Below are 18,357 nucleotides of genomic sequence, written 5' to 3'. Positions count from 1 at the left end.
TTCACCCACCCGCCGCGTTGCCGCGTCACCGTGGACCCATGGCACGACGAACGGTCCACCTGCACGTCGACTTCACCGGCCTGGCCGGCGACAAGATCACCGAGTCGCTCGTGGCGCACCGCCATGAGCTTCATGAGCGCGGATTCAAGGTGCCGGTGAAGGATGCCGGCGAGCCCTGGCTGGCGACGCTCGAGATGCGTCGTGACCACAAGGAGCACGGCCTCAGGCGAAAGCAGGTCGAGGGCGCCTGGGCCGAGATCTGCCGGCGAGCGCACAAGGGGCGCAGGACGCCGCTCGTGAGCGTGCCTGGGTTCGGCACGTGCACGCCCGACCAGATCGACCTGGTCCTCGACGGCCTCGCCGGGCTCCGCGTCCACCTGGTGGCCACCATCCCCGCCGCGGCCGGCCCGGAGGCGGCCGAGGCACGCGAGCGCGCCCTGGCGCACTGGCGCTCGCGGCTCGCCAAGGGCAAGGTCACGCTCGTCGCCCTCGCGCCGGGTGACTGGCGGCACGCCTGGCGGGAGTACGCCGCCGCGGCCGACTTCGGCTCGCTGCCGCTCGTCGACGTACGCTCCCCGATCGGCGCGTAGCCGACGTTCGTGGGCGAGTCGTGGGGTTCGTGCCCATTGCAAGGGCCACGAACCCCGGGAGTCACCGGATATCCGGTGACTCCAAGGCCCCCGTGGAGACGCGGACGACGTCGATCAGTGCGGCTGCCAGGCGTCCTCGTCGGCGGTGCGCGAGGTGACGGCCGTGGGCAGCTTCGCGTCGGAGAGCTGCTGGATGGAGACGTTCTCGAAGACGTCGCGCAGGGAGCGGCGGGCGGCGATCCAGACGTGCTGGAGCACCTCGGCCGACTCGTTGTACTCGACGGCCTCGGGACGCAGGCCGTAGACCGAGACGAGCGGCCCGTCGACGGCGCGGATGACGTCGGCCACGGAGACCTCGGAGGCGGGGCGGGCCAGCCGCCAGCCGCCGGACTGCCCGCGCTGGGAGACCACGACGCCGGCCCGCCGCAGGTCGGCGAGGATCGCCTGCAGGAAGCCGTGCGGGATGTCCTGCCGCCGCCCGAGCTCCTCGGCGCTGACCGGCAGCCCGTCCGTGCGACCGGCCATCTCGATGAGGGCGCGCAAGGCGTAGTCGGACTTCGCGGAGACTCGCATGCGGCCAGTTTGTCAGAAAGTCGAGTTAGCCATGTGACTTGGACGGGGTGCCGCGGAGGAGGCGGTCGCACGCCGGCGGCGCAGGTCTGCTGCGTCACATGAGTGCCCCCGTGTTTGCGTGGCAGAGGATCGCAGGGCAGAATTGTTACCGGTCAGTAGCCCAGCCGCTGCGCCAGTGCCGAAGGACGTGACCCGAGACAGATGGGTGGATCAGTGAGCCACTACAAGAGCAACCTGCGCGACATCGAGTTCAACCTCTTCGAGGTGCTCGGCCGGGACGACGTCCTGGGCCAGGGTCCCTTCGCGGAGGTCGACGGTGAGACGGCCCGCGAGATCCTGGCGGAGGTCGACCGGCTCGCGCGTGAGGACCTCGCCTCGTCGTACGTCGACAGCGACCGCAACCCGCCGGTCTTCGACCCCAGGACCAACACCGCTCCCCTGCCGGAGTCGTTCAAGAAGAGCTACCAGGCCTGGATGGACGCGGAGTACTGGCGTCTCGCGCTGCCCGTCGAACTCGGCGGCACCCCCGCCCCCTCCAGCCTCAACTGGGCGATCGGCGAGCTGGTGCTCGGTGCCAACGCGCCGATCTGGATGTACGGCGCCGGTCCGGCCTTCGCCGCCGTCATCCACCGCAACGGCAACGAGCGCGACAAGCTGATCGCCCAGCACGTCGTCGACCACCGGTGGCTCACCTCGATGGTGCTCACCGAGCCCGACGCGGGCTCCGACGTGGGCGCCGGCCGCACCAAGGCCACGGCCAACCACGACGGCTCGTGGAACATCACCGGCGTCAAGCGCTTCATCACCTCGGCGGAGGCCGACGTCGCCGACAACGTCCTGCACATGGTGCTGGCGCGTCCCGAAGGTGTCGAGGGCGTGGGCGGGCCGGGCACCAAGGGCCTGAGCCTCTTCCTCGTGCCGAAGCACCACTTCGATCACGAGACCGGCGAGCTGACCGGCGAGCGCAACGGCGTCTACGTCACCAACGTCGAGCACAAGATGGGCATCAAGGTGTCCAACACCTGCGAGCTCACCTTCGGCGACACCTCGGTCGGTGGCGGCGAGCCCGCGAAGGGCTGGCTGCTCGGCGAGGTCCACGAGGGCATCGCGCAGATGTTCCAGGTCATCGAGAACGCCCGGATGATGGTCGGCACCAAGGCCATCGCCACTCTCTCGACCGGGTACCTCAACGCCCTCGACTACGCCAAGACGCGCGTCCAAGGCGCCGACCTGACCCGGGCCGCCGACAAGACGGCGCCACGCGTGACGATCACCCACCACCCCGACGTACGCCGCTCGCTGATGACGCAGAAGTCCTTCGCGGAGGCGATGCGCGCGCTGGTGCTGTACACCGCGACCTGGCAGGACCGGGTCATGGTGGCCGAGCACGCCGGCGAGCAGGACGACCTCGCCGCCGCCGTCAACGACCTGCTGCTCCCCATCGTGAAGGGCTACGGCTCGGAGCGCTCGTGGGTGCTGCTGGGCACCGAGTCGCTGCAGACGTTCGGCGGGTCGGGCTTCCTCCAGGAGTACCCCCTCGAGCAGTACGTCCGGGACGCCAAGATCGACACCCTCTACGAGGGCACGACCGCGATCCAGGGCCAGGACTTCTTCTTCCGCAAGATCGTCAAGGACCAGGGCCGCGCGCTGGGCCACCTGGCGACGGAGATCGAGGCCTTCATCGCCTCCGAGGCGGGCTCTGCCGACTCGGACGCCCGCCTCAAGGTCGAGCGCGGTCTGCTCGCCACCGCGCTCGAGGACGCCAACGCCATCGTCGGCCACATGATCGAGGACCTGATGTCGGCCGACGCATCGGCCGAGGGAGGGGACCTGCGCAACATCTACAAGGTGGGCCTCAACACCACCCGCCTGCTGATGGTGCTCGGCGACGTCGTCTGCGCGTGGCTGCTGCTGCGCCAGGCCGAGGTCGCGCTCGCCAAGCTGGCCGGCGACGTGAGCCCCAAGGACCAAGCGTTCTACGAGGGCAAGGTCGCGGCCGCGCAGTTCTTCGCGCAGACCAACCTGCCGCGGCTCACCGCAGAGCGGGCCATCGCCGAGGGCACCGACCTCTCGCTGATGGATCTCGACGAGGCAGCGTTCTGACCCGACGCACGCACACCGACACAAGGGCCGTTCCCGGTGGGAGCGGCCCTTCGTCGTACGTCGGGTGCCGGCGCGCTCAGCCCTTGCGCACCCGGGCGAACTCGGTCCAGTCGCCGGAGCGGTCGCCGTAGATCGTGGTGGCCTTGTACTTGTGCATGACGCCGTTCTCCGGCAGGCAGGACTGCGGCACCTGCATCGTGACCAGGGCCCGGTCGTAGTCCCAGGCGCCCTCGATGCCGTCGCACTCGATCGGCGTGCCGTCGAACTCCATGCCGACAGCGAGCAGCAGCCAGGTCTCGCCGTCCTGGCCGGGGCGCTTGACGGACTCCACGATGTACTGGGTGGTGTCCTTCGGCGCCGGGTCGATGAGGACCCGCACGCGGGCGCGCTTCTCGGGGTCCAGCTCGTAGAACTTCACCCGCAGCCCGACGCTCGTCTCACCGTTGTTGATCTTGACCTTCTTGATGTCGGTGTTGGGCCGCAGCGCCTCGTCGCTGTCGACGATGGAACCGGTGTCGGCTCCTGCTGGAGCAGCGAGCGCGAGCAGGGCGAGAGTCGCCATCGCGGTGGTGGCCAGTCGAATCATGATGTGCGTCCCCCTGCGTCGGATCCAGTCGTCGTGAGTCCTAGCCTGCCACGAAGGCATCTTTCACCTGGCGAGCCGCGTGCCCCGGTCTGCGTGTCACGAGACGTATGGTGGCCGGGTTCGAGCAACATCAACCCATCACCCCGCGGGAGTCATCATGGGTATCGGTCTCGGCATCATCCTTCTCGTCCTCGGCCTCATCCTCGTGACCGGCGCCGTCGACCTGCCGGCCAGCATCGACGACGTCGTCGCCGGCAACACCCTCGGCTGGATCCTCGTCGTCGTCGGCGCGCTCGCCATCGTCCTCGCCCTCGTCATGAACCAGCAGCGCACCCGCACCACGCACGTCGAGGAGCGTCGTACCGACGGCCTGTAGCCGACCCGCACACCCGCCACCGGCACCCGGGCACGCCCCCGGCTGCCGGTGCCGTGCGTTCAGGGCCGCAGTGCGGACGCCGCGGCCGCGCGCACCGCGTCGGTCAGCCGGTCGAGCAGGACGGACTCCAGGCGCCACCGCTGCCAGTGCAGGTGCACGTCAATCCGGCCCAGGGACGACAGGGGTACGACGTCCTCGCGGACCTCGGCGAGCTGGGGCTCGGGCAGCATCCCCCAGCCCAGGCCTCGCCGTACCGCCTCCAGGAAGTCGGCCGACGTGGGCACCCGGTGCACCACCGCGGGAAGCGACCGTCCGCGCCGGCGCAGGGCGGCGAGCTGCAGGCTGTCCTTCTCGTTGAAGTCGACCATCGGCAGCGCGGCCCAGTCGATGCGCCCACCCCGGCGGTGCCGCTCGACGAGCGACGGCCTGGCAGCGGCGACGTAGCGAAGCGTGCCGAGCCGGGTCACGGAGCAGCCCTGCACCGGCGTGGGATCCGAGGTGACGACGGCGAGCGCCTCACCGCGGCGCAGGAGGTCGGCCGACCACGCCTGGTCCTCGACGTGTAGACGCAGCGCCACTCCGTTCCAGGTCGCGACGGTGTCGAGGACGTCGCGGAACCAGGTGGCCAGCGAGTCGGCGCTGACCGCGACGGCGAGCGTGGTGCCGGTGACGGCCCCGAGAGCCGAGGCCGCCTCGTCCTGCAGGAGCCTGGTCTGCCGCGCCAGCCGCAGCAGGGGCTCGGCCACCGGGGTGGCGGTGCACGGCGTGCCGCGGCGCACGAGCACCTGCCCCACCTCCGACTCGAGCGCCCGGATGCGCTGGCTCACCGCACTCGGAGTGACGTGGAGGCTCGCGGCGGCCGCCTCGAAGGTGCCGAGCTCGATCACCGCGACGAGGGCCTCCAGGTGGTGCGGTTGCGGGCGCATGAAGTCACGCTAATGAAGCAGTAGAAACCCTCGTTGGTCTACACGATTTTGAGCCTCTAGGTTCGTCGGGTGCTCACCTCGACGACCGCCGGCCTGATCACCGGGCTCACGCTGATCGTCGCGATCGGGGCCCAGAACGCGTTCGTGCTCCGACAGGGCCTCGCCCGCGAGCACGTTGGTCTCGTGGTCGCCATCTGCGCGGTCGCCGACATCGCCCTCATCGCCGCCGGGGTCGCCGGCATCGGGGCGATCATCGAGCACGCGGGCTGGGCCGTGACGGTGGTGCGCTGGGTCGGCGTTGCGTTCCTGACGTGGTACGGCGTGAGCGCGCTCCTGCGGGCCCGCAGGGCCGGCGCCCTCCGGGCCGCGACGGCGGTGACGGCGTCCCGGCCCCGGACCGCCGTCCGCACGCTGGCACTGACCCTGCTCAACCCGCACGTCTACCTCGACACCGTGCTGCTGCTCGGCTCCATCGCCGCGCACCACGGGCCCACAGGCCGCTGGTGGTTCGCCCTCGGTGCGTGCGTCGCGAGCGCTGCGTGGTTCACCGGCCTCGGGTACGGCGCCCGCGCGGCGTCGCGGCTGTTCGCCCGCCCACGTGCCTGGCAGGTGCTGGACGTGCTGATCGGGCTCACCATGCTGGCCATCGCCGTCACGCTCGCTCGGGGTGCGTGAATAGGCTTCGGCCATGACCGACGAGGAGAGGCTGCGCGGGTACGTCGACGTGTGGTGGCAGGCCGTCAACGACTTCACCGACCTGCTCGAGGGGCTCGCCGCCGACGATTGGGGTCGCGAGACCGACCTGCCCGGGTGGGACGTCCGTTGCATCGCCGCCCACACCGCGCACCTCGAGGCGGTCCTGGCCGGCGCCCCGGAGGAAACGGTCGACATCGGGGAGCGCGCGCACGCGAGCCTCATCGCCGCCTACACCGAGCAAGGGGTGGTCGCCCGCGCCCAGGCAGCTCCGGAGGACATCCTCGACGAGATCCGCGAGTCGACGACCGCGCGGCACGTCGCGCTGCTGGCCGACCCGCCGCGGGACGCCGCCGCCAGGCCCGACATCCTCTTCGGTGCCCTCGACTGGAGCTGGGGGACGCTCCTGCGCAACCGGGTGCTCGACATCTGGATGCACGAGCAGGACGTCCGCCGCGCCGTCGACCGGCCCGGCAACCTCCACACCGCGCCGGCCGAGCACACGTCGGTCTACCTGGCCGAGAGCCTCGGCTTCGTCGTCGCCAAGCGCGTCGGCGCCGCCCCGGGCACCACGGTCGTCCTCGAGGTGGCGGGCCAGCCGACGACCGCGGTCACCGTCAACGCCAAGGGCCGCGGCGAGCTGCTGACCGAGGTCCCCACCAGCCCGGACGTCACGATCAGCACGGACCGCGAGTCGTTCATCCTCCTCGCCGGCGGTCGTCGTACACCCGCGCCGGGGCGCGTCACCCTCAGCGGGGACACCGGCCTGGGACAGCGGGTGCTCGACCTGATGGCGGTGACGCCGTGAGCGGTTCCTGGTCGCCGGCGCAGATCGCCGACCAGGTCGGGCGCACCGTGCTCGTGACGGGTACGACGCGGGGCGGTCTCGGCCACCACACCGCCCTCGAGCTGGCCCGGCGCGGCGCCCGGGTGGTGCTCGCGGGGCGCAACCGGGACAGGCTCGACGAGACGTCGCAGACGATCCGCGGCGAGGTGCCCGACGCCCGGCTCGACCACCTCGTCGTCGACCTGGCCGACCTCGGCTCGGTGCGCTCGGCTGCCGGCCGTGCGGCGGCCATCGGGGCCATCGACGTGCTGGTCAACAACGCCGGGGTGATGGCGCCGCCCTATCGCCGAACCCCGGACGGCTTCGAGTCACAGCTGGCGACCAACCACCTCGGGCCGTTCCTGCTGACCGGCCTCCTGCTGCCGCAGCTCGCAGCGTCCGGCGATGCGCGGATCGTGACCGTCTCGTCGCTGATGCACCGGGCGGCCAGGTCGGCGCCGGTCGAGGACCCGCGCATCCAGATCGCCCGCTACCGTCGCTGGCCGGCGTACGCCGCGTCGAAGCTGGCCAACCTGCTCTTCACGTTCGAGTCTGACCGGCGGCTGGCTGCCGCGGGGATGCCGGTGCGCGCGATGGCGGCGCACCCGGGCCTGGCGGGCACCCACCTGGTCGCCAACGGCCAGGTCGGCCGGTCGCGCGGCGGGGTCGCGACGATCCTGGACGCCGGGATGAGGGCCGTCTCCCAATCGGCAGCGACCGGCGCCTGGCCGACGCTGATGGCCGCGACCGCGGACCTCCCGGGGTCGACGTACTGCGGGCCGGGTGGCTTCCGCGAGACCCGCGGCCGCCCGACGCTCGTCGGGTGCAGCTCGCTGGCCCGCGACCCGGTGCAGCAGCAACGGCTGTGGGAGATCAGCGAGCAGGCCGTCGGGCTGCGCTGGCCCTGAGCGTCACCTCTGTCGAGGGCCGAACTGCGGGGCGACCTTCCGGTACGCCGCCTCGCGGGCGACCTTGGTGTTGCGGCTCGCCAGCAGCAGCAGCAGCTGCTCGATGCGCTCGCGGCGGAACGTGCGCCGTGCGCTGGTGTGCCAGGTGTCCTGGAACAGCCGCTTGGTGGCGGCGAGCTGGTCGGGCGATCGAGTGCGCAGCCGGGTGACGAGGTCGTACGCCGCGGCGTACGGGTCGTCGGAGACGCCGGTGACCAGGCCGAGCTCGTGCGCCTCGACGCCACTGAACCTCTCAGCCGTCATGGTCAGCCTCTTGGCGGTGTCGATGCCGACGAGCTCGCGCAGGCTCCGCACGCCCGTCATGTCGGGGATGATCCCCCACTTGCCCTCGAGCACCGACCACGTCGAGTCGGGGGTGGCGAAGCGGAAGTCCGCGGCGAGCGCGATCTGCAGCCCGCCGCCCAAGCAGTGGCCGTGCACCGCAGCGACCACCGGCACCGGCAGCCGGCGCCAGGCCCAGCACGCCTCCTGGAACGTGTTGGTGCCCCGCCACGGTCGCGGCACGAACGCCGCCGCGACGCCCTTCGGATCCTTCATGACGGTGCCGAAGTCGAGGCCGGCGCAGAACGAGTCGCCCTCCCCGGAGAGCACCACCGCGCGGAGGTGCGGGTCGCGGAGCAGGGTCCGGGCCGTCGACACCAGGGCGCGGAGGGTCTCCAGGGTCAGCGCGTTGAGCTTGTCGGGACGGTCGAGGCGCACGTCGGCGACTCCGTCGGCGACGTGGCAGGTCACGAGAGGCATGGCGTCCATCCTAGGTAACTCGCCGGTAACTTGGAGTCGCTGCGGGGAAGCTTCCCGGGGCTTTCCGTCGCTTCACGGGGGTTGCAACCCCCGTGAGGCGACGTGATACCCGGCTACCCGGGTATCACGACCCAGCCCGAGGCAGCACCCTGCAGCAAGCCCGCAGTCAACGCCGTCGCCTACCAAAGTCGCGGACCGGTCGACCTTCGCTGGATGTGCCCGGGTCCGTGGCGGCCCTAGCGTCGAGCCATGAAGCGCCAGACGTGGGACCTCACCGATGGCGGCGTGCGCCACCGCGTAGAGGTGACGGGCGACGTCAACCGCAGGCTGCGCTGGTACGTCGACGACGAGTTGGCTCTGGAGAAGCGGTCGATGGAGGACAAGCTGACGGTCAGCCGCGAGGGTGGGCAGGCCCTCCACGTCCGGTACTCCGCCCTGGGGTCACCCCGGCGCGCCACCCTGTACGACGACAAGGCGGCAGCCACAGTCGGGCTCGGCGGGACCGACCTGGTGCCCGAGGAGGGCTCGCGCGCGGCGAAGTGGGAGCAGTCGATCCTCGACCATCCCCGCCGCCACGCGCTGGTCGCCACACTGGGCGGCGTCGCCGTGGTCGTCGTGCCACTGGTGGCCGCCGCGGTGCTGATCCCGCTGCTGGGCCTGATCCCCTGGCCCAGCCTGCCTTCGATCCCGTGGCCGCACCTGCCCGACGTCCCATGGCCGGACCTGCCGTCGATCCCCTGGCCGGAGGTCAGCCTGCCGGACTGGGAGCTTCCGGGCTGGGTGCGCTGGGTGCGCGATCACGCGAAGTACGTCGTACCGATCGTCGTCGCCTGGGCCGTGGCCCAGGGCGAGATCAAGCGGCGCCGCCAGCAGCACGAGCAGCGCCAGCAGGCACCCGCGGGGACTTCGAGCGAGGAGTGACCGCGTCTCGAGCTGGTCGGGTCAGCCCTTGACCCTGCCCGCGCTGATGACCACGGCGACGGGCAGGTGCCCGGCGGAGGTGGCCACGACCCGGACGCTGATCTTCTTGCCCTTGACGTTCTTCGTCAGCTTGAGCTTGCTCTTGGTGGCCTTCTTGATCGGCTTGCCGTTCGCGCGCCACCCGTACGTGACCTTGGCACCCCGCGGGATCCACGACGCCGCATTCACCTTCAGCGTCGCACCGACCGTGGTCTTGCCCCTCACCTTCGGCCTGTGCGCGTTGTCGACGCCTGTGAGCGGGAGCGTGACGACCGGCGGGGCGACGACCGGCGGCACCACCGGCGGGCTGACCACCGGCGGTACGACGACCGGAGGGGTCGGCGCCACCCCTTCGGACGAGGTGGGCGAGCGATATCGGGATCAACGTCCCGACCCGAATGGCAGAACGGCCACACGCAAAACGCCGCCCCCGAAGGGGCGGCGCTTCGTTGATGAGTCCGAGGCAGGTCAGCCCTTGATCTTGCCGACCTTGGTGACGACCGTGACGGGCAGGCTGCCGGCCGAGGTCGCGGTGACCTTGACGGAGACCTTCTTGCCCTTGAGCTTGCCGATCAGCTTGAGCTTGGCCTTGTGGGCCTTCTTGATCGGCTTGCCGTTGGCGAGCCACTTGTACGTCACCTTGGCGCCGGCGGGGACCCACGCGGACACCTTCGCCTTGAGGGTGGAGCCGACCTTGGTCGCACCCTTCACCTTGGGCTTGTGCGAGTTGTCGACATCAGTCAGGGGGGTGGCAACGGCCGGCGGGACAACCACCGGAGCAGCCGTCACGCGCCCCACGCTGTCGCTGCTCGCATAGCCATCCCCGACGCCGGGTGCGCTGGCGACAACCGTCACCCAGACAAGCTGGCCGACGATGGCCGCCGTCGGAACGTAGGTCTGGCCGCTGGCGAGGAAGTCGGTGTGCTGCTGACCCTCCTTGTACGTTTCCCACTCGTAGGTGAAGGTGGCGCCGGGCTGGTCCCACGTACCGGGGTTGGCGGTGAGAGTGGAGCCGACCTGCGGCGTGCCGGAGATGGTGGGGTCGGTTACGGCGTTGACTACGAGTGTGGTGACGATCTCGTCCAGATGGCCGTATCCGGTCATGTCGTCGAAGCCCGGCGCGGACGCGGTGACCGCGACCTGCATCCACTCACCGTCATCGGCGGCGGTCAGCGTGTACGTCTGGCCGGTGGCACCGGGGATGTCCCCTCGGTCGTTGCTCCACTGGTAGCTGTACGTGATGTCGGCGTCGCTCGGGGTCCACGTGCCGGGGTTGACCGTCAGCGTCGAGCCGACCTGGGCAGTGCCGGTGATCGTGGGCTCGACCTCGTTGTTGAGATAGTCCTGCACTTGCTCGCCGTCCATCACGGCGTCGATGCCCGTGACCACGGGGTCTTCCGCGGTGATCTCCACCCGCTCGGCGGTCTCGGTGCTGTCGGCGTCGTCCCAGTACTCCTGGAAGCCGGTGTTGTCCTCGTCGTTGAAGAGGACGACGTAGGTGCCGGGGTCGAGGTCCTCGAGGAGGTACTCGCCGTCGACGGCGAACGTGTTGGCGACCGAGGACTCGTATGCGCCATCGAGGAACACGAGCACCTGGCCGTCCGTCGGCTCGAGGTCGACGTCGGTCATGGTGCCGGAGATGCTGCCGGTCGGGGCAGCCATGGCGGGCGGAGCCACCGACAGCGCGAGCGCGGCGGTCGCGAGGGACGCGACGATCACCGTGCCGCGGCGGGCGAAGCTGTGAAGGGGGGAGGTCATGAGGGCCTTTCTGGGCCGTGGTGCTGCTCGCTCACTCGAATGTGGCAGCGGTGCCACAGACGCTACGGACGCCTGGACGAGGCTCGTTGCCGAATGACGGCCGTGCCACCCCTTCGGACGTGAAGGGGCGACGATCGAGGACCTACGTCCCGAAACAGCCACCCCCGAGGACGACGTGGCGTCGAACGCAAGAACGCCGCCCTCGTGTAGGAGGGCGGCGTTCTCGGGTGTACGACGGGGGCTCAGGCTGCGGCGGACTCCTCCACGCGGCGGGCCTCCTGGGTGAGCCTGGCCTGGATGGCGCGGCGCACCTTGGGGGTGCCGGTGGACATCTTGTAGAGCTTCGCGAGCTGCTGGGGGGCGTTGCCGACCTTGGTGGTGGCCAGCCAGCCGTTGGGCAGCGAGAGCCGCACGACCTTGTGCCAGGCGGAGTAGACCTGCGGCACCAGCGGCCGGGCACAGTAGTTGAGGCCGTACTTCTCGAACAGCGCCTGGATCTTCGGCGCGATCTCGCCGTACCGGTTCGACGGCAGGTCCGGGAACAGGTGGTGCTCGATCTGGTGCGAGAGGTTGCCGGAGAGGATGTGCATGGTCTTCGAGCCCGAGATGTTGGCCGAGCCGAGCATCTGGCGGATGTACCAGTCACCCTTGGTCTCGCCCTCGATCGAACGGCGCTCGAAGGTCTCGACACCCTCGGGGAAGTGGCCGCACATGATGATCGAGTGGCTCCACAGGTTGCGGATCGTGCTGGCGGTGAAGTTGGCGAGCATGGTCGACAGGAACGAGCCGGTCGCCAGCGACAGCGCCGGGTGGACGACGTAGTCCTTGGTGACCTGGCGACGAACCTTCTTCAGCACGCCCTTGAGGTTCTTCCGGAACTCCGGCGTCTTGGTTGTGCCCTTCTTGGTGGCCGCACCGAGCTCGAGGTCGTAGGCGGCGATGCCGTACTCGAAGAACAGCGCGTTGATGAAGTTCCACACCGGCTGGGCCAGGTGGAAGGGCACCCACGGCTGGTCCTCGTCGACGCGCATGATGCCGTAGCCGAGGTCGTTGTCCTTGCCGATGACGTTGGTGTAGGCGTGGTGCACCTCGTTGTGGCTGTGCTTCCACTGCTCGGCGGGGGTCGCGGAGTCCCACTCCCAGGTGGTCGAGTGGATCTTCGGGTCGCGCATCCAGTCCCACTGGCCGTGGAGGATGTTGTGGCCGATCTCCATGTTGTCGAGGATCTTGGCCAGGCTCAGCCCGGCCGTGCCGACCAGCCACGCCGGCGGGAAGATGCTGAAGAGCAGCACCGCGCGCGAGCCGAGCTCGAGGGAGCGCTGGGTCTTGATCATGCCGCGGATGTACGCCGCGTCGGAGGCGCCACGGGACTCGATGACCTCCTGGCGGATCGCGTCGAGCTCGATGCCGATCTGCTCGATGTCGGCACGAGTCAGGTGCGCGATCGGGTTGTCGGCCTTCTTCTGGATGGCAGTCATGTGCGTCTCCTTCGGGTGCGGATGCGGTCAGTGGTCGATGCGGCAGGCGCCGGCTGCGGCGCTGATGCAGGTCTGGATCTTGATGTCGTTGCTCTCGCCGGGGACGGCGGTGGTGACCTCGCCGTTGCGCAGGTCGCGCACGCTGCCCTCACGCAGCGGCAGGACGCAGCCGAAGCAGATGCCCATCCGGCAGCCGCTCGGCATGAGCACGCCGGCCGACTCGGCCGCGTCGAGGATCGGGGTGGCGCCGTCGGCCACCACCTCCCGCGCTCCGCGCAGGAAGGTGACGGTGCCGCCTTCGCCGGCCGGGATGCGGGCGGTGCGGAACTGCTCGGTGAACAGCTCCAGCCCGGCGCGCTCGTGGTGGGCGGCCAGGGCGTCGAGCAGGCCGGCGGGGCCGCAGGCGAACGTCGTACGGGCTCCGAGGTCGGGCACCAGCTCGGTGAGCCGGTCGACGTCGATGAGGCCGTGCACGTCGTCGTAGCGCGCCACCAGCGAGATCGCGCCGGCCGCGTCGAGGGCCTCGAGGTCACGGATGAAGATCGAGTCGGGGCGCGTGGGGGCCACGTGCACCACGACGATGTCGTAGTCGGCGCTGCGCGGGAGCCGCAGCACACCGTCGTCGGTGGACGGGAAGAGGTTGCGCAGCATCCCGATCACCGGCGTGATGCCGGAGCCCGCGGTGACGAAGAGCAGCTTGCCGCCCTCGGTCGGGAGCACGAACTCGCCGGCCGCCTGCTCGAGGTGCACGAGCGTGCCGACCTGGCAGCGGTGCACGAGGTGGTTGCTCACCTTGCCGTCGGGGACGGCCTTGACCGTGATGGAGATGAGCCCGTCGGGACGTGGCCCGTGGGTGAGCGAGTAGGCGCGCCAGAGGCGTACGCCGTCGACGTCGATGCCGATGCGGACGTACTGCCCGGGTTCGTGACCGGCCCAGTCGGCACCCGGGCGGATGACGATGGTGGCCGCGTCGGCGGTCTCGGGCTGGACCGAGACGATGCGTCCGCGCAGGTCAGCGCCCGATCGGAGGGGGGCGAAGAGGTCGAGGAAGTCGGCCGGCACCAGCGGGGTGGTGGCGGCCTCGACGACGCGGGTCACGCGATCGCGAAGGCTCGGGCTCATGACAACCATAGTGTCTGACTTCTAGGATGAAACCCTGACCAGTCGGCGTGAACCTTTCGCCGAAAACTGTTCGCAGGAGACAAACAATGGCCGCTGGACCCCGGCTGGACCTCCGCCTCATCGAGGTACTGCGCGACCAATTGCCCGAGGTCGCCACCCACACCATCGACGCCGTGCGCGACGAGGTGCCCGCCTACACCCGCGAGTTCGGCGGTCCGCTCGGCGCCAACATCGAGAACGCCGTGCAGATGGCGCTGGCCGGCTTCCTGCGGCTGGCCGCCCGGGGCTCGAGCAGCGACCCGGGGACCCCGCTCACGCCCGCCCTCGACGGCGCCTACGCGCTGGGTCGGGGCGAGGCCCGCAGCGGCCGCTCCGCCGACGCCCTCCTCGCCGCCTACCGCGTGGGCGCCCGGGTGGCCTGGCGCGAGCTGTCGGCCAAGGCGGTCGAGACGGGCGTGGAGGCCGACGTGCTGGCGTCGTTCGCCGAGCTCGTCTTCGCCTACATCGACGAGCTCTCGGCGGCGAGCGTCGCCGGGCACGCCGACGAGCTGGAGACCACGGGCCGGGTGCTTCACCAGCGCCTCGACCAGCTCGGCCAGGCGCTGCTGCGCGGCGACACCCCCGAGGCGCTCGACCAGGCGGCCGAGCGCGCCGACTGGAAGCCGCCACGCACCCTGACCGCCGTGCTGCTGCCGCAGGCGCAGCTCCGGCCGGTGCTCGGACTGGTCGACAGCCGCACCCTGCACCCCACAGAGGCGACGCCCAGCCTGCCCGACGGCTGGGCGGTGCTGCTCGTGGCTGAGCTGGGCGGTCCGTCGCGTACCCGGCTGCTAGAGATCCTGGCCGGTCGGCACGCCGTCGCCGGGCCGGAGCGACCGTGGCAGGAGGTGCGGGCGTCGTACCTGCGGGCGGTCCGGGCGCTCGACCTGCCCTCGACCGGCCGGGCGCCGGTCGACACCGAGGCGCGGCTGGTCGACCTGGTCGTCGGCGCCGACCCGGAGGCGCTCGCCGACCTGCGCCGGCGCGCCCTCGCCCCGCTGGCCGACCTACGGCCGAGCACCCGCGACAAGCTCACCGAGACCCTGCGCGCCTGGCTGCTGCACCACGGCCGTCGGGAGGAGATCGCCCTGGTGCTCTTCGTGCACCCGCAGACCGTGCGCTACCGCATGGGTCAGCTGCGCGAGGCGTACGGCGACGCGCTCGACGACCCCGACACGCTGCTGGAGCTCACGGTCGCGCTCGCCTGAGCGCGCCACTCCGCGAAGCCCAGCACCAGCAGCGCGGCCAGGGCCAGGACGGCGCCGACCCAGATCGGGGAGGTGAAGCCGAGGCCGGCGGCGATGGTCAGGCCGCCGAGCCAGGCCCCGAGCGCGTTGCCGACGTTGAACGCCGCGATGTTGGCGCCGCTCGCCAGGGTGGGCGCCTCGCCGGCCCAGTGCATGATGCGCATCTGCAGGCCCGGCACGGTGGCGAACCCGAAGCCGCCCATCAGCACCAGGGAGGCCACGGTCAGCGGCTGGGAGGACGCCGTCAGCGCGAAGAGCACCATCACCACCACGAGCCCGACCAGCACGGCGTAGAGCGTGCGGGCGACGTGCCGGTCGGCGAAGCGGCCCCCGAGCAGGTTGCCGATGAAGAGGCCGGCGCCGAACAGCACCAGTAGCCACGGCACCCAGCCGGCCGCGAACCCGCTGACCGAGGTGAGCGTGAACGCGATGTAGGTGAACGCGCCGAACATGCCGCCGAAGCCGAGCACCGTGACGAGCAGGGACAGCCACACCTGGCCGCTGCCGAACGCCGCGATCTCTCGTCGCAGCTGCGGCACCGGGCCGCGGCGTACGGCCGGGACGAGCAGGGCGATGGCCACGAAGGCGGCGACGCCGATCGCCGTGATCGCCCAGAACGTCGAGCGCCAGCCGAGCTGCTGGCCCAGCAAGGTTCCGGCCGGGACGCCCAGCACGTTCGCCGAGGTGAGCCCGGCGAACATCAGCGCGATCGCGCCGGCCCGCTCCTCGGGCTCGACGAGGTCCGCCGCGACGACCGAGCCGATGCCGAAGAAGGCGCCGTGACACAGGGCGGCGATGATGCGGCCGAGAAGCATCGCGTCGTACGTCGTGGCCAGGGCACTGACCAGGTTGCCGACGATGAAGAGCACCATCAGGCCGAGCAGCACCTGCTTGCGCGGCAGCCGGGTGACGGCGGCGGTCAGCAGCACCGCGCCGACCGCGACGCTGAGCGCGTAGCCCGAGATCAGCCAGCCGGCGGTGGACTCGCTGACCGCGAAGTCGGCGGCGACCTCGGGAAGGAGCCCGGCGATCACGAACTCGGTGAGACCGATGCCGAAGCCACCGATGGCCAGGGCGAGCAGTCCGGGTTTCATGGTGTTTCCTTCTTCCAGATGCGGCTTCCAACTACTTGCACTCGACGCTAGTTGCACACGCTTTATATTGCAAACGCACGTATAGTGGCAGGCATGGGCATCAGTGACGAGGCCGTCGAGGTGCGTGCGGAGGGCTGGCGCACGCTCGCGGCGCTGCACCAGATGATCGAGGCACGCCTCGAGAAGGCACTGTCCGACGCCCACGGCCTGTCTGTCGTCGAGTTCACCGTGCTCGACGCCCTGGCCCGCCAGGACGGCTTCCACCTGCGGATGTCACAGCTGGCCCGGGCGGCGGCCCTCTCCCCCAGCGCCAGCACCCGGCTGGTCAACCGGCTCGAGGACCGTGGCCTGCTCGCCCGCATCCTCTGCGCCGACGACCGCCGGGGCATCTACACCGAGCTGACGCCCGCCGGTCGCGCCGCGCTCGAGAAGGCCCGGCCGGTGCACGACCGGGTGCTCCAGCAGGCGCTGGAGGAGGCCGAGGCGACGCCGGAACTCGCCGGCCTCGTCAGGGCCGTCACCGGCTGAGCCGGTCGCGTGCGCGGCCCCGCGCGCCGTACGTCAACCGCGGCACGCGACCCGGCGCGCGGCTCAGACGTGCCGGCGCGACTGGATGACGCGGAAGCGCGAGGCGACGTAGGCGCCGTCGGTGTACGACGCGTTGGCGGCCGGGTTGGCGCCCGTGCCGTGGAAGTCTGAGAACGCCGCCGACTGGTTGACGAAGACCGCGCCCAGCAGGTTCTCGCTCAGCGCCACTCCGGCGTCGAGCGCGGCCTCACGCATCTGCTCGACGACACCGCCGTCGGTGGAGTAGACGGAGGCCGTCATCGCGCCGTGGCGCTGCACGGTGTCGCGGAAGAGCGCGATCGAGGCGTCGGTGCCGTCGGTGCCGATGAGGTAGGCCACCGGCCCGAAGCACTCCGTCTCGTAGACCTCGGCGTCCTTGGCCGCGTCGAGGGCGATCAACGTCGGCGTGCGCACCGTCGCGTCGGCGTACGACGGGTGGGTGATCTCGCGCGAGGCGACCAGCACCTCGCCCGTGCCGGGTGCGTCGGCGAGACGGTCGAGGACTGCACCGTTGACGACGCCGCCGAGCAGCTCGACCGCGCGGGCGTCGTCGCCCAGCAGCTTGCCGAAGGCGGCGTCGATGCCCGCGCCCACCTCGGCGAGGCTCTTGTGGCCCTCGTCGGTCTCGATGCCGTCGGTGGGCAGGTAGACGTTCTGCGGCGCGGTGCACATCTGGCCGGAGTAGAGCGCGAACGAGAACGCCAGGTTCTGGCACATGGCCTTGAAGCTGTCGGTGGAGTCGACGACCACGGTGTTGACGCCGGCCTTCTCCGTGAAGACGACCGCCTGGCGGGCGTTGTCCTCGAGCCAGTCGCCGAAGGCGTTGCCGCCGGTGAAGTCGATGAGCCTGACCTCGGGCCGGATCGCCAGCGTCGCGGCCAGCTTGTCGGCGGGGTCCTCGGCAGCGAGCGTCAAGAGGTCGGGCGCGAAGCCGCACTCCTCGAGGACCTCACGGCACACCTGCACGGTGATCGCCAGCGGCAGCACGGCACCGGGGTGCGGCTTGACGACGACCGGGTTGCCGGTGACGAGGCTGGCGAAGAGCCCGGGCCAGGAGTTCCACGTCGGGAAGGTGTTGCAGCCGATGACGAGCGCGACGCCGCGCGGCACCACGGTGAACGTCTTCTCCATCGCGATCGGGTGCTTGCCGGGCTTCTCCCAGCGCGCGGTGGCCGGGGTCCGGGTCATCTCGGTGTAGGCGTAGGCGACCGCCTCGAGCGCCCGGTCGAGCGCGTGCGCGCCGCCGGCCTGGAACGCCATCACGAACGCCTGCCCGCTGGTGTGCTGGACGGCGTTGGCGAGCTCGAAGACCCGCCCGTGCAGCCGGTGCAGGATCTCGAGGCAGACGCCGGTGCGGCCCTCGGGTCCGGCGTCGCGCCAGCCCTTCATCCCGGCCCGCGCTGCGGCCATCAGCGCGTCGACGTCCTTGACCCGGGGATACCGCACCGCGAGATCGACGCCGTACGGCGACCGCTCGGTCGCGACGGTGCCCTCGCTGCCCGGCGTCCGGATCGGGAAGTCGGTGCCCAGCCAGGCGTCGTACGCCGCCTTGCCCTGCGCCGCGGCCTCCTCGCCGTAGACGCGGGGAGACGGCGACTCGTCGAACGCCGAGTGGTAGCCGCGGCTGGCGCAGGCCTGGACGGCCTCGTCGAGGCGGGTGCGGTGGGTGGCGAACAGGTCGGCGGCAGACGTCATGGGCCAAGCCTCCCC

19 protein-coding genes are annotated in these 18,357 nt (G+C 71.0%); 9 read left to right on the top strand and 10 right to left on the bottom strand.

What is annotated here, in order from left to right; translation table 11 throughout:
• Nucleotides 1–38: 38 nt before the first annotated feature.
• A complete protein-coding gene (locus tag ACP7BP_RS14825; RefSeq protein ID WP_426245627.1) occupies nt 39–590 on the top strand; it encodes a hypothetical protein in 552 nt (183 codons plus the stop codon).
• 114 nt (nt 591–704) lie between these two features.
• On the opposite strand, the gene ACP7BP_RS14820 is transcribed toward ACP7BP_RS14825, so the two are convergent.
• Nucleotides 705–1,163, bottom strand: coding sequence for an RrF2 family transcriptional regulator (locus tag ACP7BP_RS14820; RefSeq protein ID WP_426245625.1), 459 nt, complete (start codon nt 1,161–1,163; stop codon nt 705–707).
• Nucleotides 1,164–1,376: 213 nt separating this feature from the next.
• On the opposite strand from ACP7BP_RS14820, the gene ACP7BP_RS14815 reads away from it, so the two are divergent.
• A complete protein-coding gene (locus tag ACP7BP_RS14815) occupies nt 1,377–3,266 on the top strand; it encodes an acyl-CoA dehydrogenase (RefSeq protein ID WP_426245623.1) in 1,890 nt (629 codons plus the stop codon).
• Between the two features lie 76 nt (nt 3,267–3,342).
• On the opposite strand, the gene ACP7BP_RS14810 is transcribed toward ACP7BP_RS14815, so the two are convergent.
• Nucleotides 3,343–3,852 carry a hypothetical protein gene (locus tag ACP7BP_RS14810; protein ID WP_426245622.1) on the bottom strand — a complete coding sequence of 170 codons (510 nt, stop codon included), beginning with the start codon at nt 3,850–3,852 and terminating at the stop codon, nt 3,343–3,345.
• 157 nt (nt 3,853–4,009) lie between these two features.
• Here ACP7BP_RS14810 and ACP7BP_RS14805 point away from each other — a divergent pair, with 157 nt between their 5' ends.
• Nucleotides 4,010–4,228, top strand: coding sequence for a DUF6458 family protein (locus ACP7BP_RS14805; RefSeq protein ID WP_426245620.1), 219 nt, complete (start codon nt 4,010–4,012; stop codon nt 4,226–4,228).
• A gap of 59 nt (nt 4,229–4,287) precedes the next feature.
• On the opposite strand, the gene ACP7BP_RS14800 is transcribed toward ACP7BP_RS14805, so the two are convergent.
• The gene (locus ACP7BP_RS14800) at nt 4,288–5,154 is read right to left on the bottom strand and encodes an ArgP/LysG family DNA-binding transcriptional regulator (protein WP_426245619.1); all 867 of its coding nucleotides are present in this window, start codon (nt 5,152–5,154) and stop codon (nt 4,288–4,290) included.
• A gap of 69 nt (nt 5,155–5,223) precedes the next feature.
• On the opposite strand from ACP7BP_RS14800, the gene ACP7BP_RS14795 reads away from it, so the two are divergent.
• From ACP7BP_RS14795 to ACP7BP_RS14785, 3 genes are read left to right on the top strand one after another with little or no spacing between them, the layout of a single operon-like run.
• Entirely contained in the window at nt 5,224–5,829 is a 606-nt protein-coding gene (locus ACP7BP_RS14795; protein ID WP_426245617.1) for a LysE/ArgO family amino acid transporter, read from the top strand.
• Between the two features lie 13 nt (nt 5,830–5,842).
• On the top strand, nt 5,843–6,655 hold the full coding sequence (locus ACP7BP_RS14790; RefSeq protein WP_426245616.1) for a maleylpyruvate isomerase family mycothiol-dependent enzyme: 813 nt from the start codon (nt 5,843–5,845) through the stop codon (nt 6,653–6,655).
• Complete coding sequence (locus ACP7BP_RS14785) at nt 6,652–7,581, top strand: oxidoreductase (protein WP_426245615.1); 930 nt, start codon at nt 6,652–6,654, stop codon at nt 7,579–7,581. The genes ACP7BP_RS14790 and ACP7BP_RS14785 overlap by 4 nt, the downstream gene beginning before the upstream one ends.
• A gap of 3 nt (nt 7,582–7,584) precedes the next feature.
• On the opposite strand, the gene ACP7BP_RS14780 is transcribed toward ACP7BP_RS14785, so the two are convergent.
• Nucleotides 7,585–8,382, bottom strand: coding sequence for a crotonase/enoyl-CoA hydratase family protein (locus tag ACP7BP_RS14780; RefSeq protein WP_426245613.1), 798 nt, complete (start codon nt 8,380–8,382; stop codon nt 7,585–7,587).
• A 249-nt stretch (nt 8,383–8,631) separates the two neighbouring features.
• Between ACP7BP_RS14780 and ACP7BP_RS14775 the strand changes: the two genes are divergently transcribed.
• Nucleotides 8,632–9,303, top strand: coding sequence for a hypothetical protein (locus ACP7BP_RS14775; RefSeq protein ID WP_426245611.1), 672 nt, complete (start codon nt 8,632–8,634; stop codon nt 9,301–9,303).
• Nucleotides 9,304–9,324: 21 nt separating this feature from the next.
• Here ACP7BP_RS14775 and ACP7BP_RS14770 read toward each other — a convergent pair whose 3' ends face one another.
• From ACP7BP_RS14770 to ACP7BP_RS14755, 4 genes are all read right to left on the bottom strand, one after another.
• A complete protein-coding gene (locus ACP7BP_RS14770) occupies nt 9,325–9,690 on the bottom strand; it encodes a hypothetical protein (protein WP_426245610.1) in 366 nt (121 codons plus the stop codon).
• A gap of 120 nt (nt 9,691–9,810) precedes the next feature.
• Entirely contained in the window at nt 9,811–11,100 is a 1,290-nt protein-coding gene (locus ACP7BP_RS14765; RefSeq protein WP_426245608.1) for a hypothetical protein, read from the bottom strand.
• 242 nt (nt 11,101–11,342) lie between these two features.
• Entirely contained in the window at nt 11,343–12,578 is a 1,236-nt protein-coding gene (locus tag ACP7BP_RS14760; RefSeq protein ID WP_426245606.1) for a fatty acid desaturase family protein, read from the bottom strand.
• 27 nt (nt 12,579–12,605) lie between these two features.
• A complete protein-coding gene (locus ACP7BP_RS14755; protein ID WP_426245604.1) occupies nt 12,606–13,700 on the bottom strand; it encodes a ferredoxin reductase in 1,095 nt (364 codons plus the stop codon).
• An 86-nt stretch (nt 13,701–13,786) separates the two neighbouring features.
• Here ACP7BP_RS14755 and ACP7BP_RS14750 point away from each other — a divergent pair, with 86 nt between their 5' ends.
• Complete coding sequence (locus ACP7BP_RS14750; protein ID WP_426245603.1) at nt 13,787–14,947, top strand: PucR family transcriptional regulator; 1,161 nt, start codon at nt 13,787–13,789, stop codon at nt 14,945–14,947.
• Here the strand turns inward: ACP7BP_RS14750 and ACP7BP_RS14745 are convergent.
• Nucleotides 14,872–16,080 carry an MFS transporter gene (locus ACP7BP_RS14745; protein ID WP_426245602.1) on the bottom strand — a complete coding sequence of 403 codons (1,209 nt, stop codon included), beginning with the start codon at nt 16,078–16,080 and terminating at the stop codon, nt 14,872–14,874. The two genes, ACP7BP_RS14750 and ACP7BP_RS14745, sit on opposite strands and share 76 nt — an antisense overlap.
• 93 nt (nt 16,081–16,173) lie before the next feature.
• Between ACP7BP_RS14745 and ACP7BP_RS14740 the strand changes: the two genes are divergently transcribed.
• Complete coding sequence (locus ACP7BP_RS14740; RefSeq protein WP_426245601.1) at nt 16,174–16,608, top strand: MarR family winged helix-turn-helix transcriptional regulator; 435 nt, start codon at nt 16,174–16,176, stop codon at nt 16,606–16,608.
• Between the two features lie 63 nt (nt 16,609–16,671).
• Here ACP7BP_RS14740 and paaN read toward each other — a convergent pair whose 3' ends face one another.
• Nucleotides 16,672–18,342, bottom strand: a complete 1,671-nt coding sequence (paaN, locus tag ACP7BP_RS14735) for a phenylacetic acid degradation protein PaaN (RefSeq protein WP_426245599.1) — start codon at nt 18,340–18,342, stop codon at nt 16,672–16,674.
• Between the last annotated feature and the right edge of the window lie 15 nt (nt 18,343–18,357).

Source organism: Nocardioides sp. LHG3406-4 (genome assembly GCF_049897745.1).
Taxonomy (GTDB): domain Bacteria; phylum Actinomycetota; class Actinomycetes; order Propionibacteriales; family Nocardioidaceae; genus Nocardioides.
Note: the sequence above shows the minus strand (reverse complement) of the source record. Positions and strands in the feature narration are given on the sequence as shown.